At 37.9% G+C, this 15,373-nt stretch carries 15 protein-coding genes; all 15 read left to right on the top strand.

The features are described from left to right. Positions 1–189: 189 nt before the first annotated feature. The 15 genes from AC4PG8_RS12785 to AC4PG8_RS12715 all read left to right on the top strand — a co-directional run bounded on the left by AC4PG8_RS12785 (position 190) and on the right by AC4PG8_RS12715 (position 15,371). Positions 190–1,098 carry a phosphate ABC transporter substrate-binding protein gene (locus AC4PG8_RS12785; protein ID WP_003763937.1) on the top strand — a complete coding sequence of 303 codons (909 nt, stop codon included), beginning with the start codon at positions 190–192 and terminating at the stop codon, positions 1,096–1,098. Positions 1,099–1,191: 93 nt separating this feature from the next. Continuing rightward, positions 1,192–2,115 (top strand): phosphate ABC transporter permease subunit PstC, encoded by a 924-nt coding sequence (gene pstC / locus AC4PG8_RS12780; protein WP_003741167.1) that lies wholly within the window; start codon positions 1,192–1,194, stop codon positions 2,113–2,115. After that, positions 2,112–2,996 (top strand): phosphate ABC transporter permease PstA, encoded by an 885-nt coding sequence (gene pstA, locus AC4PG8_RS12775; protein WP_003722630.1) that lies wholly within the window; start codon positions 2,112–2,114, stop codon positions 2,994–2,996. Before pstC ends, pstA begins: the two co-directional genes overlap by 4 nt. 27 nt (positions 2,997–3,023) lie before the next feature. Further along, entirely contained in the window at positions 3,024–3,839 is an 816-nt protein-coding gene (pstB, locus tag AC4PG8_RS12770; protein WP_003763935.1) for a phosphate ABC transporter ATP-binding protein PstB, read from the top strand. Between the two features lie 14 nt (positions 3,840–3,853). Continuing rightward, on the top strand, positions 3,854–4,633 hold the full coding sequence (pstB, locus tag AC4PG8_RS12765; RefSeq protein ID WP_003722628.1) for a phosphate ABC transporter ATP-binding protein PstB: 780 nt from the start codon (positions 3,854–3,856) through the stop codon (positions 4,631–4,633). A 12-nt stretch (positions 4,634–4,645) separates the two neighbouring features. Beyond that, the gene (gene phoU / locus AC4PG8_RS12760; protein WP_003772348.1) at positions 4,646–5,305 is read left to right on the top strand and encodes a phosphate signaling complex protein PhoU; all 660 of its coding nucleotides are present in this window, start codon (positions 4,646–4,648) and stop codon (positions 5,303–5,305) included. A 270-nt stretch (positions 5,306–5,575) separates the two neighbouring features. Next, positions 5,576–5,881 carry an ArsR/SmtB family transcription factor gene (locus tag AC4PG8_RS12755; protein WP_010991311.1) on the top strand — a complete coding sequence of 102 codons (306 nt, stop codon included), beginning with the start codon at positions 5,576–5,578 and terminating at the stop codon, positions 5,879–5,881. Between the two features lie 106 nt (positions 5,882–5,987). Next, positions 5,988–6,374 (top strand): hypothetical protein, encoded by a 387-nt coding sequence (locus AC4PG8_RS12750; RefSeq protein WP_003763927.1) that lies wholly within the window; start codon positions 5,988–5,990, stop codon positions 6,372–6,374. A gap of 21 nt (positions 6,375–6,395) precedes the next feature. Next, positions 6,396–7,043 carry an HD domain-containing protein gene (locus AC4PG8_RS12745; protein ID WP_070752447.1) on the top strand — a complete coding sequence of 216 codons (648 nt, stop codon included), beginning with the start codon at positions 6,396–6,398 and terminating at the stop codon, positions 7,041–7,043. A gap of 21 nt (positions 7,044–7,064) precedes the next feature. After that, the gene (locus tag AC4PG8_RS12740; RefSeq protein WP_003763924.1) at positions 7,065–7,304 is read left to right on the top strand and encodes a CsbA family protein; all 240 of its coding nucleotides are present in this window, start codon (positions 7,065–7,067) and stop codon (positions 7,302–7,304) included. A 247-nt stretch (positions 7,305–7,551) separates the two neighbouring features. Next, positions 7,552–9,528 carry an excinuclease ABC subunit UvrB gene (gene uvrB, locus AC4PG8_RS12735; protein ID WP_031649589.1) on the top strand — a complete coding sequence of 659 codons (1,977 nt, stop codon included), beginning with the start codon at positions 7,552–7,554 and terminating at the stop codon, positions 9,526–9,528. 7 nt (positions 9,529–9,535) lie between these two features. After that, positions 9,536–12,406: an excinuclease ABC subunit UvrA gene (uvrA, locus tag AC4PG8_RS12730; protein ID WP_070752449.1), complete on the top strand. Its 2,871-nt coding sequence runs from the start codon at positions 9,536–9,538 to the stop codon at positions 12,404–12,406. Positions 12,407–12,614: 208 nt separating this feature from the next. Beyond that, on the top strand, positions 12,615–13,868 hold the full coding sequence (locus AC4PG8_RS12725; RefSeq protein WP_033533637.1) for a DUF4097 family beta strand repeat-containing protein: 1,254 nt from the start codon (positions 12,615–12,617) through the stop codon (positions 13,866–13,868). Between the two features lie 67 nt (positions 13,869–13,935). Further along, positions 13,936–15,147, top strand: a complete 1,212-nt coding sequence (locus AC4PG8_RS12720) for a DUF4097 family beta strand repeat-containing protein (protein WP_010991307.1) — start codon at positions 13,936–13,938, stop codon at positions 15,145–15,147. Between the two features lie 23 nt (positions 15,148–15,170). Further along, positions 15,171–15,371 (top strand): PspC domain-containing protein, encoded by a 201-nt coding sequence (locus AC4PG8_RS12715; RefSeq protein ID WP_003763914.1) that lies wholly within the window; start codon positions 15,171–15,173, stop codon positions 15,369–15,371. The last annotated feature ends 2 nt before the right edge of the window (positions 15,372–15,373 follow it).

Genomic DNA, 15,373 nt, shown 5'->3' with positions numbered 1-15,373 from the left:
CAAATTTGGTGTAATAATTTACCAGTTTGCCTTTTATTTGAAAGATATTCATAAAAAAGTTTACATTTTCGACAAAAAATGAGGTAATTTACAATTACTTAACATTAGCTACACACCACCTTAAATCTCAGACGTTATAGTAATACTTGTAAGGAATAACTATTAAAAAAACAAGGTGGGAATAAGATAATGAAAAAGAAGTATTTGGGAATAGTAGCAATGTTAGCAGCAGTAATGCTTGTCTTCGCAGCATGTGGAAGTGACAGCAGTTCAAAAGATAAAGCAAACGGATCAACAAAAGGGGATAAAGAAGTTTCTGGCTCATTAACAGCAGTCGGATCCACTGCACTTCAACCACTCGTTGAAGCAGCTTCCAAAGAATTTACAAACACTAACCCTAAAGCTCAAATCAATGTTCAAGGCGGCGGTTCTGGAACTGGTTTAACACAAGTACAACAAGGTGCAGTTGAAATTGGTAACTCGGACGTATTCGCTGAAGAAAAAGACGGCGTAGATGCTTCAAAACTTGTTGATCATCGTGTAGCAGTTGTTGGAATGGCACCTGTAGTAAACAAAGATGTAGGCGTTAAAAATATTACTAAACAACAATTAATCGACATTTTCACTGGTAAAACAACTAACTGGAAAGACGTTGGCGGTAAAGACGAAAAAATTACAATCATCAACCGTGCGGAAGGAAGCGGAACACGTGCTACTTTCGAAAAATGGGGACTTGATGGTAAAACACCAGTTAAAGCACAAGAACAAGATTCATCCGGTACAGTTCGTAAAATCGTAAGTGAAACTCCAGGAGCAATCAGCTACCTAGCATTCTCTTACATTGACGCTTCCGTAGTTGGTCTTTCATTAGACGGCGTTGAACCAACAGAAGAAAAAGTTGCAACTAACGATTGGAAAATCTGGTCTTATGAACATATGTATACAAATGGCGAACCAAAAGGCCTAACAAAAACTTTCTTAAAATATATGACTTCTGATGAAGTACAAAACAATATCGTACCACAACTTGGTTACCAATCAATCAAATCCATGAAAGTGGAACGCGATGCATCTGGTAAACTAACTGACGTAAAATAAAAAGAATGAAATGGGCGTCTATCCTAGTAAAATCAGGATAGACGTATACCCATGTTAGGAGTAAACATGGGAGGAGAAAGGAGCTTACGTGACTTGGAAGCGATAAAAGAAAAGAAGCTTACACAAACTTCTAAAAAGGCGCATCTAGAAACTAGAGGCAAAATTATTACATTCATCTGTATTTCTATCATGGTTATTGCCGCAGCGTCTATTTTGTTTTTTGTTATATCGAAAGGTTTAGCAACATTTACTGTCAATAAAGTGTCTTTTGTTGATTTTATAACTGGAACAGACTGGAACCCTTCGCAAAAAGATGCAAATGGAAATCCATTAGTTGGCGCTTTGCCAATGATTATTGGCTCTTTTGCAGTAACGCTTTTTGCCGCTTGTATTGCAGGACCACTTGCAATCGGTGCAGCCATTTTTATGGTAGAAATTTCACCTAAGTTTGGGAAGAAGATTTTGCAACCAGTTATGGAACTTTTAGTTGGTATTCCATCTGTTGTTTATGGATTCATTGGACTAAGCGTTGTCGTTCCATTTATTCGCGACCATATTTCGGGAAGTGGGTTTGGTATCGCAGCTGCGACCGTTGTTTTAACAGTTATGATTTTGCCTACTGTTACTTCACTCAGCGTAGATGCGATTAAATCAGTTCCGCGTCATTACCGAGAAGCTTCTTTGGCGCTTGGAGCAACACGCTTCCAAACGATTTGGAAAGTAGTGCTTCGTAGTTCGCGTTCAGGGATTTTGACGGCGATTGTATTTGGGATGGCTCGTGCATTCGGTGAAGCCCTTGCTGTACAAATGGTTATTGGGAACTCTGCTGTTATTCCAACATCCTTATTTGAACCAGCTTCCACGTTAACTAGTATTTTAACAATGGGAATGGGAAATACGGTTATGGGTACGCTTGATAATAATATCCTTTGGTCACTTGCAATGGTGCTACTCGCAATGTCACTATTCTTCATCATTGTGATCCGCTTCATCGGACGTAGGAGGAAAGTCAAATGAATGTAAAAACAAAAGATAAAATCGCGACAGGCGTTTTCTATGCCATTGCTGTATTAATTGTCATTATTTTAGCTGGCTTACTAGGCTATATTTTAGTAAAAGGTGTTCCGCAACTTAGCTGGAAGTTTTTGACGACCCCACCACAGTCGTTCCAAGCTGGCGGCGGAATCGGTCCTGAAATCTGGAACTCATTTTATATGCTCGTTATAACGATGATTATTTCTGTTCCTATCTCGCTCGGTGCGGGAATTTATATGGCAGAATATGCGCGTAAAAATTGGATTACAGATTTAATTCGTACAACGATTGAAGTGCTTTCCTCACTTCCATCTATTGTCGTAGGGCTATTCGGTTTCCTTGTTTTTGTTATTCAAATGGGGTGGAGCTTCTCCGTTATTTCCGGGGCGCTTACACTAACGATTTTCAATTTACCACTATTAATTCGTGTTGTCGAAGAGGCGCTTAATGCTATTCCAAACACGCAACGTGAGGCAGGACTTGCTCTCGGTTTATCCAGATGGGAAACAATTACTCGGGTGCTTGTTCCAGCGGCATTACCAGCAATTATTACCGGGGTTATTTTAGCAGCAGGACGGGTATTTGGTGAAGCAGCAGCGTTAATTTTCACAGCAGGACAAAGTACACCAATTCTTGATTTCACTGACTGGAACCCGGTCAATCCAGCTTCACCACTAAATATTTTCCGCCCAGCAGAAACGTTAGCTGTTCATATTTGGAAAATTAATGGTGAGGGAATTATGCCAGATGCGCAAGCTGTTTCTGACGGAGCTTCTGCTGTATTAATTCTTTCCGTATTACTTTTCAATGTCCTAGCTCGTTTGCTTGGAAAATTTGTTTATAAACGCATGACCTCGTCGTAAAAAGCCAGGAAAAGGAGATTTTAAATGATGTTAACGAAGAAACCTGAAATTAATACTATTTTACAAACTACACCAGATCCTCACTCACTTCCTGCTGCGATGGCGACAGAGGATTTACACGTATATTATGGAGATAATCACGCAATTAAAGGCGTCGATTTAACGTTCCCCGAAAATAAAGTTACAGCTTTAATCGGACCATCTGGTTGCGGGAAATCAACTTATTTAAGAGCATTAAACCGAATGAATGATGAAATTGACGGTTGCCGTATGGAAGGACAAATTTTATACGACGGCATTAATATTAACCGCAAAGAAGTCGATTTATACAATGTTCGTAAAGAAATAGGCATGGTATTCCAAAAACCAAATCCATTCACGAAATCCATCTATGAAAATGTTGCTTTTGGCCTTAAACGCCATGGTATGAAGAACAAAAAAGAAATTATGGAGCGTGTTGAAAAAAGCTTGCGCCGTGCCGCTCTTTGGGACGAAGTAAAAGACGATTTAGGAAAAAGTGCACTATCACTTTCCGGTGGACAGCAACAACGCCTTTGTATCGCTAGAGCTGTAGCAATGCAGCCTAAAGTATTGCTACTTGATGAACCTGCTTCAGCCCTAGACCCAATTTCCACAAGTAAAATTGAAGATTTAATCAATGAATTGAAAAATAAATATACCATTATTATCGTAACGCACAATATGCAACAGGCAGCACGGGTTTCAGACTACACTTCTTTCTTTTATCTAGGAGAAGTCGTGGAATTCTCAGGAACATCCGAACTATTTACGAATCCACAAGAAAAACAAACCGAAGACTATATTTCTGGTAACTTTGGCTAGAAAGGAGCTTTTTTATGACAACCGAAACTGCTGAAAAAGTAGAGTACATTATTGAAACAAAAGACGTAGATTTATTTTATGGTTCCAAACAAGCACTACAAAAAATCGCTTTAAATATTAAAAAGAATCAAGTTACCGCATTAATTGGGCCGTCGGGATGCGGAAAATCTACTTTTCTAAGGACGCTTAATCGGATGAATGATTTAATTCCAAATGTAAAAACAACTGGCGAAATCCATATTGGCGGAGAAAATGTCCAAGATCCGAAAATTGATATGGTTAATTTACGAAAAAAAGTGGGTATGGTCTTTCAACAAGCCAATCCATTTCCATTTTCAATTTATGATAATGTAGCTTATGGTCCACGGATGCACGGTATAAAAGATAAAAAAGTGTTAGATGAGATTGTTGAGAGAAGTTTGCGTCAGGCGGCTCTTTGGGAAGAAGTTCATGATAGATTAGATCGTTCGGCAATTGGCATGTCAGGTGGGCAGCAGCAACGACTTTGTATCGCACGTGTGCTTGCAGTTAAACCGGATGTTATCTTGATGGATGAGCCGACTTCTGCACTAGATCCGATTTCGACAGCGAAAGTAGAAGATTTGATTTTAGAATTAAAGAAAGACTATACGATTGTAATTGTGACGCACAATATGCAACAGGCATCCCGGATTTCGGATGAAACAGCCTTTTTCCTTAATGGCCGCATCGTGGAATTCGCGGATACGACAAGTATTTTTACCAACCCAGCAGAAAAAGAAACTGAAGACTATATTTCAGGAAGATTTGGATAAAGGAGTGTTATTATGGTAGTCAGAAAAATTTTCACAGAACAGTTAAACGACTTGCATCAACATCTAATGGAAATGGGAATGCTTGCGAATGAAGCGATTTTTAAAGCAGTAAAATCACTCGTACATCGTGACACGGAGCTTGCTAAACAAGTAGTCGCAGAAGATAAGGCAATTAATAATATGGAGCTCTCACTGGAACAACGCTCTTTTGAGTTAATCGCTTTGCAACAACCAGTTGGTATGGATTTACGGAAAATTGTTACCGTGCTCAAAACAAGTTCAGATTTAGAACGTATTGGTGATCACGCAGTAAGTATTGCCAAAACAGCTATTTTAATTGGCGAAAGTAAAGTTTTAAAGCCGATTCCTGAAATTCCAGAAATGGGTGAAATTGTAAAATCAATGCTGCAAGATGTCTTAAAAGCATATCTTTCGGAAGATGATGAGGCTGCTCGTGAAATAGCAGCACGCGATAATGAAGTAGATAAACTGCATAAAATCGTTTATCAAAAATGTATTAATTTTATGCAAGAAGAACCAGAGCATATTGAAGACGTATCGCAATTACTTTTAGTTTCTCAATACATTGAACGAATTGGTGATTATGTGACGAATGTTTGTGAATGGATTGTTTACTTGAAGAGCGGCGAAATTGAAGATTTAAATAGATAAAAAAAGCCCGATTTTCCTTTCCACAGGTTAATCGGGCTCTTTTTGGTGTGTGTTAGGCGGTTTAAATAACTTCTCAAATATTTAAAACCTTAGCTATCCTCCAATACTCCTTTCGTTGTTATAAAGAAATTGTATCATTTTAAGAGAGAATATTACTTTTTTGCTCATATTTAATCATTTTTGAATGAAGAGGTAGTTAAACTTGCGGAATCATTCCTATTTAAGTATCATATGAATATATGACCATATATGAAGAATGGGGTGATTCTGATGGAAAACGCAAAACAAACTTTAGATGAAGAGACGCTTTTTAGTGTAACGCAAATTTTCAAGGCGCTTTCTGATCCGACACGTGTTCAAATTTTAAATCTGCTTCAAGAGCGAGAATACTCTGTGAACGAAATTGCGCGAACGCTGACTTTTAATCAAACAACGGTTTCACACCAGCTCCGTTTTTTAAAAAACTTAAGGCTTGTGAAATCAAGACGTGAAGGCACTACAATTTATTATATGCAAGATGATAATCACGTATTAGAATTACTGACCCAAGCAATTCGCCACGTGCACCATCACTAACAACAAGCGCTCAGAAAACCTTTTTAGGAATGATGGGTGTTTTTTATGCCAAATAATGAGAGATTATGATAAAGTAGTTAACAAATAAAAATTTGGAGGAAACATTTTGAGCAAATTATCGCCAGTGCAAAAATTTATCGTCATTGCGGGAATAGTTGTCATGGTTATTATTTCCATTTTAGCAGTTATTTGGAATAGCAATCTTGCGGCAGTTATTGGTTTGTCGGTTGCACAATTTATTATTATTCAGTTGGTATGTTATGTAGGAATATATTCGCATATGAAAGTAGGAACAGCACGAGGTACGAAACTTTTTAGTTGGGGAATATTAACGACACTTCTGTTTTCAGCAATTATTTTTATTTTTGCTACAGATAATTTTAGAACTTATTCCGCAGCAATGATCGCTCTAATTGGTTACTGTGCAGCCTTGATGATGCGCGAAATCGAAAATACTAATCCTGCCAATAAAAAACAAAAAAGAGAGGAATAAAACGAAGAATGGAGTGATAGTATGGGAATTCATCAATATTTCCAAAGTTTATCGGATTTAGAGAACATTTATCGTTGCCCGGGAAAATTTAAGTATCAGGAGCATTCAGTTGCAGAACACTCTTACAAGGTTACTTCTATTGCACAATTTTTTGGAGCTGTAGAAGAAGATGCGGGCAATGAGGTTAATTGGCGTGCTTTATATGAAAAAGCATTAAATCATGACTATTCAGAGCTTTTTATTGGTGACATTAAAACACCTGTAAAATACGCAACGACAGAACTAAGAGAAATGCTCTCTGAAGTGGAAGAAAGCATGACTAAAAATTTTATTAGCCGCGAGATACCAGCAACTTTCCAACCGATTTATCGACACTTGTTAAAAGAAGGGAAAGACAGTACGTTAGAAGGGAAAATTCTCGCTATATCTGATAAAGTAGACTTGTTATATGAGTCCTTTGGCGAGATTCAAAAAGGTAATCCAGAAAACATTTTTGTTGAAATTTATAGTGAAGCACTTGCGACTATTTATGAATACCGAGAAATGGCCAGTGTAAAATACTTTTTAAAAGAAATTTTACCAGATATGCTTGCTGAAAAAGGTATTGAAAAGACGGAATTACCACAACTTACTACAGAAATAACAACAAAAGCATTGCGTGAAGAGTAAAAAATTGGGGAGGGAAGTAAGATGGATCAAATTATATCTGCACTTATTTTCCCTTGTCTGCTTGTCATTCTATTTGCGCGCATCACGTATAACCGTTATGTCGCCTTAGTGCTTATGGTGGTTTTGATAGCCGCTTCTGCTAAATTGGGTTACACAAGTTCGTTTTGGCTAATCACGATAGACGCCTTTTCGATGACAATTGGTTTTGTCGTAGCCACATACATGTTACGACGTTTAAAGAAAAGCGGCAGTGACTTTTAAAGAGCAAATAGATAGGTAGAATACTCTAAAAGTGATAAAATAAAGAAAAGCGTAATCAACAGGTTGCGTTTTTTATTTTCAAATGAATACGAAAATATGTTCGGTTTTTGCTAGGCTAATTAAAATATTTATGATAAAATAGAAACATTAACGGATCTGAAAAATCCGCTTTTTGCTTTGCTGGATATTTTACAGTTAAAGCTTTTAGATGCCAGAATCGGACCGATAAGGAATGGGGGAATCCGAGTTGAAGGATAAATTTGAGTTAGTTTCTAAGTATAGCCCACAAGGAGACCAACCTAGAGCAATAGAACAATTAGTTGCGGGATTAAAAAAAGGCTTAAAACACCAAACCTTACTTGGGGCAACCGGTACAGGGAAAACTTTTACTGTATCTAATGTAATTCAAGAAGTAAATAAACCAACTCTTGTTATGGCACATAATAAGACGCTAGCGGGACAATTATATAGTGAATTCAAAGAGTTTTTCCCGAATAATGCAGTGGAATACTTTGTTAGTTACTATGATTATTACCAGCCAGAAGCTTATGTACCGCAGAGTGATACCTACATTGAAAAAGACGCTAGTATCAATGACGAAATAGATAAGCTTCGTCACTCCGCTACAGCAGCACTTTTTGAACGTAGAGATGTAATTATTATCGCCAGTGTATCTTGTATTTATGGTTTAGGTTCGCCGGTCGAATACGGAGAAATGCTAGTTTCGCTTCGGGTAGGCATGGAGATTAGCCGAGACCAATTGTTACGCAAGCTGGTTGATATTCAATATGACCGAAATGATATTGATTTCCAGCGCGGTCGTTTTCGTGTCCGCGGAGATGTGGTCGAAATTTTCCCGGCATCTAGAGATGAACACTGTATGAGAATTGAATTTTTTGGCGACGAAATTGAACGTATTAGAGAAGTAGATGCCCTTACTGGAGAAATCATAGGCGACAGAGAGCACGTTTCTATTTTCCCAGCATCTCACTTTGTTACTAGACCAGATATTATGAAAAAAGCAATTGTTAATATAAAAGCAGAACTTGAAGACCGCCTTAAAGTCTTAAGAGCAGAAAATAAACTACTGGAAGCACAGCGTCTTGAACAGAGAACCAATTACGATTTAGAAATGATGGAAGAAATGGGTTATTGTTCAGGCATTGAAAACTATTCAAGACATTTATCACTACGTCCAGCGGGAGTAACTCCATATACATTGCTAGATTATTTCCCAGATGATTTCCAAATAGTTATTGATGAATCACATGTAACGATGCCTCAAATCCGTGGCATGTTCAACGGGGACCAAGCCAGAAAGCAAATGCTAGTCGATCATGGTTTTAGGTTGCCAAGCGCACTTGATAACCGCCCACTTCGATTAGAAGAATTTGAAAAGCATATTAATCAAATTATGTTTATCTCTGCAACCCCAGGCCCATACGAATTAGAAAAGAATCCAGATGTAATTGAACAAATTATTCGACCTACCGGACTACTAGATCCAATTGTCGAAATACGTCCTATCCAAGGTCAGATAGATGATTTAATGGATGAAATCAATGATCGAGTTGAGAAGAACGAACGAGTTCTAATCACTACCTTAACGAAAAAAATGTCGGAGGATTTGACGAATTACCTAAAAGAAGCCGGCGTAAAAGTTCAATATTTACACTCTGAGGTAAAAACATTAGAGCGAATTGAAATTATTCGTGACCTTCGATTAGGGGTATACGATGTTATTGTTGGGATTAACTTACTTCGTGAAGGAATCGATTTACCAGAGGTGTCCTTGGTAGCAATTTTAGATGCCGACAAAGAAGGTTTCTTACGTTCAGAACGTTCCTTAATCCAAACGATGGGACGAGCTGCCCGTAACGAAAATGGACGAGTAATTATGTACGCAGATAAAATGACAGATTCCATGCGCAATTCGATTAGTGAAACTGAACGTCGTCGTAAAATCCAAATTGAATATAACGAAAAACATGGCATCACACCAAAAACAATTAGAAAAGAAATTCGTGGCATTATCGCAGCAACTTCTGCCGCAGATGAACGAGAAGCAGTAAAACAACATGATTTAAGTAAAATGTCTAAGAAAGAACGAGATATTTTCATTGAAGGTATGGAACACGAGATGAAAGAAGCAGCCAAAGCACTCGATTTCGAACGTGCAGCTGAACTTCGTGATGCTTTACTGGAAATAAAAGCGGAAGGATGAAGCGGAATTGGATAAAGAAAAAATAGTCATTCAAGGTGCAAGAGCCCATAATTTAAAAAACATTGATGTAGAGATTCCAAGAGATAAATTAGTAGTGATGACCGGACTTTCTGGTTCAGGAAAATCTTCGCTAGCTTTTGATACAATTTATGCAGAAGGACAAAGACGTTATGTAGAGTCTTTGTCTGCTTATGCTCGCCAATTTTTAGGTCAAATGGATAAACCGGATGTGGATTTAATTGAAGGGTTAAGCCCGGCTATTTCCATAGATCAGAAAACTACTAGCCGTAATCCGCGATCTACCGTTGGGACAGTTACAGAAATACATGATTACCTGCGCTTACTTTATGCGCGAGTGGGGCATCCAGTGTGTCCAAATCACGGCATTGAAATCACTTCCCAAACAATTGAACAAATGGTAGACCGTGTGCTCGAATATCCAGAAAAAACACGTATTCAAATTATGGCGCCTATTGTTTCTGGTAAAAAAGGAACACATAAGAAAACGATTGAAGAAATAAAAAAAGAAGGCTACGTACGTATTCGTGTTGATGGAGAAATATACGATATTAACGACGAAATCGAAATCGAAAAAAACAAAAAACATTCCATCGAAATTATCATCGATCGTATTGTCATTAAAGAAGGCATAAATACCCGACTATATGATTCTATTGAAGCTGCTCTTCGCCTGGCTGATGGATACGCAGTAGTGGACATTATGGGCGATAAAGAATTACTATTTAGCGAACATTATGCATGTCCTTATTGTGGTTTTTCAGTTGGTGAATTAGAGCCAAGAATGTTTTCTTTTAATAGTCCATTTGGCGCTTGCCCTACTTGTGATGGTCTTGGAACAAAATTAGAAGTAGATGTGGACACGGTTATTCCAGACAGAAGTTTAACATTAAATGAAGGCGCGATTGTTCCGTGGAGACCAATTAGTTCCCAGTATTATCCACAAATGTTAGCTTCTGCTTGTAAAGAATTTGGAATTGATATGGATACGCCAATAGAAAAACTATCAAAAGAAGCATTAGATATTATTCTAAATGGTTCAAAAGATAAAGAATTTTACTTTGAATACAAAAATGATTTTGGTATGACACGAGAAACTTGGATTCCGTTTGAAGGAATTCTGCCAAACATCGAACGTCGTTACCGTGAAACTAATTCAGATTTCACTCGCGATCAAATGGCGCAGTATATGACAGATTTGCCTTGCCCATCTTGTAAAGGATATCGTCTTAAAGAAGAAACACTTTCTGTCAAAGTGAACAATCATCACATAGGGCAAATTAGCGAGTTTTCCATCAATGAAGCTCTTGATTTCTTTGATAGCCTAGAGCTTTCAGAAAAAGAAACGCAAATCGCGGCGCCAATTTTCAAAGAAGTGCGAGCTAGACTAGGGTTCTTAAAAAATGTTGGGCTTGATTATTTAACAATGAGCCGTGCTGCTGGAACTTTATCAGGAGGAGAGGCACAGCGAATTCGACTAGCAACCCAAATTGGTTCGAGATTGACTGGCGTACTTTACATTCTTGATGAGCCTTCCATTGGACTTCATCAGCGTGATAACGATCGATTGATCAACACACTTCAAAGTATGCGAGATATTGGAAATACGCTTATTGTCGTGGAACATGATGAAGACACAATGATGGCGGCAGATTATCTGATTGATATTGGTCCAGGTGCTGGAGAACATGGCGGGCGAATTGTTGCAGCCGGAACGCCAGAAGAAGTGGCGAAGAACAAAAACTCTATCACCGGGGATTATCTTTCCGGCAAAAAATTCATTCCTGTTCCTGCCAAAAGAAGAAAAGGAAACGGACTTGAATTAGAAATCGTCGGAGCTAAAGCAAACAACTTAAAAAATGTAAATGCCAAAATACCACTAGCTACTTTTTCATGTGTGACTGGGGTATCCGGTTCCGGAAAAAGCTCACTAGTCAATGAAGTACTAAGAAAAGCGCTAGCGAGAAAACTTAATCGAAATCACGCCAAACCAGGTGAACATAAAGAAATAAAAGGAATCGAAAACCTAGAAAAAATCATCAATATCGATCAATCTCCAATCGGTAGAACACCAAGGTCTAATCCAGCAACTTATACTGGAGCGTTTGATGATATTCGTGATTTATTTGCGAGTACCAATGAAGCCAAAGTCCGTGGTTACAAAAAAGGCCGTTTCAGCTTCAACGTAAAAGGCGGTCGTTGTGAGGCATGTAAGGGCGATGGTATCATAAAAATCGAAATGCACTTTTTACCAGATGTTTATGTACCTTGTGAAGTTTGTCATGGTAAACGCTATAATGGCGAAACTTTGGATATTCGCTACAAAGGGAAAAACATTGCCGAAGTGCTAGAAATGACTGTGGAAGAAGGGTTAGAATATTTCACTAACCAACCGCGAATTGCTCGCAAACTGCAAACTATTGTCGATGTGGGACTTGGCTATATTCGTCTCGGTCAACCTGCAACAACTCTTTCTGGCGGTGAGGCGCAACGTGTGAAACTAGCGTCCGAACTTCATAAACGCAGCAACGGTAAATCATTCTATATCCTTGATGAACCAACCACTGGACTCCATGCAGATGACATCGGCCGTTTACTAAAAGTATTACAAAGACTTGTAGAAGAAAACGGCGATACAGTTCTTGTTATTGAACATAATTTAGATGTTATTAAACAAGCTGACTACTTGATTGACTTAGGTCCAGAAGGTGGCGATGGCGGCGGTCAAATTATCGCAACTGGCACACCAGAAAAAATTGCTCGTTCTAAAAAATCATACACAGGCAAATACTTAAAACCAATTTTAGAACGTGACAAAGAACGCACAGAAGAACGTATTGCAACAGCTAAGAAAAAATAAATCTAAATCCCGCTTATATTTTAATAAGCGGGATTTTTTTCTTGTGCCGAAGACCAAACCACCCAAAGTCTAAACAAATAATCATCCTCTGGTTGTATGACAGAAATTATTTTTTCCTTCATAATAGAGTCATAGATAAAACAGATAGATTACTTGCACATGAAGCAAGCCTAAAATAGCTAAACCGAAAAATTAGGAGGAAATGAAAATGGAAAATGAACGTAAACGTATTCTCGAATTAGTGAAACAAGGTATCATTTCTACTGAAGAGGCCCTTACCCTACTTGAAAATATTTCTAAAAAAGAAGGTAAATCCGCAGCAAAAGAAAATATCCGTCGTTCTACAGCACCAAGAGAAGAACGTGTTGAAGAACCGGAAGAAGAACCAACTTATGATTATAGTAAAGGTTGGAACAATGAAGGAAATCCTTACACTGCTCCGAAAAGCCGTAAGAGACGCCCAGAACCAACTCCAGAAAACCATGAGCACCAAGAAGAAGGAAATGAAAATTCTTCTAAAGACCGTGAAGACTCCATGCGCAATATGGTCAATGACTTATCACAAGCTGGTGAGAAAATCGGTTCTTTCCTAAACAGCGCATTTAAACAAGTAAAAGATATGCCGTTTCCATTTCTTACATCTACTAAGATTGAACGTGATTTCATTTACCACGACACAACGCTTTCAATTTTAGAATTTGAAATTGCTAATGGTAATGTTGAATTTAAACCATCCGACTCAAATGATATTAAAGTTCACGCGATGATTAAACTTTTCAAAGAATATCCAGAAGATGAAGCACTTAAAATCTTTTTTGATAAAACGACTTTACGTGTAGATGAAGAAACATTGCGTTTTGAATCAACATCGAAACAAATCGTTACGAATTTAACTGTGTACTTGCCTCGTCGTGAGTATGATTATGTTTCTGTAAAAATGCTGAATGGTAATTTCCATATGGATGAATTATCAGGCCGTGATTTATTTGTAAAAACAACAAACGGTAATGTTAGCATTGGTACACTAAACGCTACTTTAGCTGAAATTGAATCGATTAATGGGAATGTTCGTATCCAAAATGGTGAAATCCGTGATGTAGCACTTAAAACATTTAACGGTAATGTAGCAGTAAAAGGTAATTATTACTCAACAAACTTGCAAACTAAAAATGGTAACGTTAATTATCAGCTAACTGGTAATGAAGCTACTTTCTTAAAAGCTAAAACGGGTGCCGGTAATATCGAAGTAATCGTACCAACAACTATTGGTGTAGATGGTCGCTTCCATACAAACCTTGGAAAACTATATTTAGACTTAAAAGATGCCGAAGTACTTCAATCAAAAACTGAATCAGTAAGTAAATCAATTGTATTTACTAAACTACCAACAGCAGCTGATTCTTCACTAAAAATCGAAGCAGAAGCAACTACAGGTTCCGTTAAGATTCGTGATGCAAAATAATAAATTGAAATCTAGCGCGGAGAAAGCGCGCTAGATTTTACATAGAAATAAGAAAGGAAGAGCTAACATGGATAAAAAATTAAGAAGATCAAGAGTGGACCGGAAAGTCGGCGGTGTTTTTGGCGGACTAGCCGAATTTCTAGGAATAGATGCCACACTTCTACGCCTTATCTATATTATCATCACGATTATTACGATGAAAACCGGTATTGCGATTATTGCTTACATCGTTGCCTTGTTTGTGATTCCTTCTTCTGATACAAGTAATGAGGAAGTACTTGAACGGCACCGCCGCCGCGTTGATGAAAAAAGAAGACGCCACGCTGACCGTAATGAAGCGAGACAGGAAGTGCGAGAAGCGATGAGAAATAGCCGTCATCACAACAGACAAAAACCAGTTAGACCAGAACCAATCCATCACGGAGCAAGAAGAAAAGAAGCTCGTCCTCGTCCAGTGCGAGAATTCAATTTTGACGATGCAACTTTCCGCTCTTTTACAATTAGAGTAGCTACCGGAGATGTTATTATCCGTTCTTGGGACAAAGATCAAATGAAAATTCGTGCCGTACTAGCTGTACACGAAAAAGCACGCTCCATTCGTCAATTAAGTGAAGAAAAACTCTGGGATTACTTCTTTAGCCAAACAATGCTAGACATTTCACCAGATAGTTTCACTTTTGAATCAAAAAATGAATTACTAAAAACAGATTTAGTTGTTACTATTCCAAAACGTTTATATGAACAAGTAAAAATTCAATTACTTAATGGTAATTTGAAATATGATGATACAGCTGCAGAAGATGCTATTATCAAAACACGTCACGGTGATATTCGTTCTTCAGGAGCTAGTGGTAAATTCCTCAGCACGGAATCCAAAGACGGTGAAATTTTCTTCAAACGTAGCTCTGTTGAAAATGTAGATATGTCTACTGCTAAAGGAGACATTGCTCTTCAAGGTAATTTCCATACAACAATTGCTAAGGCGGCTCAAGGGGATGTTGAATATATTCTCGAAAATGAAACTTCCTCAGCTGCAGATTTAGAAGCACCAAATGGCGATATTCGGATTCAAATCCCGCCAACGTGGAATGTTGATGGAACACTAGGAACGAAAAAAGAAAAAATTTACTTCGACTTAAAAAATGCAAAAATTTGGGATGACGCAGAAAGAACTTTTGTTTTCACTCAAAATGCAGAAGAAATAAGCATGGCAACACTTCAAGCGAAAGTAGGAAATGGAATTATCAAAGTTTCTGAACTCGAAACAAAGAACGTTTAATAAAATGAAAGGAAGGGAAAACAATGAGAAAGTTATATAAATCTTCATCACAAAAAATGTTTGCTGGTGTTTGTGGTGGGCTTGCAGAATACTTTGGTATTGAAGTAACAATCATTCGTTTAATTTGGGCTGGATCAGTTCTATTCTTAGGTACTGGGATTTTACTTTATATTCTAGCTGCGATTATTATGCCAAAAGCAACACCTGAATCAGAATGGGAGTGAAC

The sequence above is a fragment of the Listeria sp. MAN/IMW/UF555 genome, from assembly GCF_058684075.1.
The sequence above is the reverse complement of the archived record's forward strand: the minus strand, read 5'-3'. Positions and strand labels throughout refer to the sequence as shown.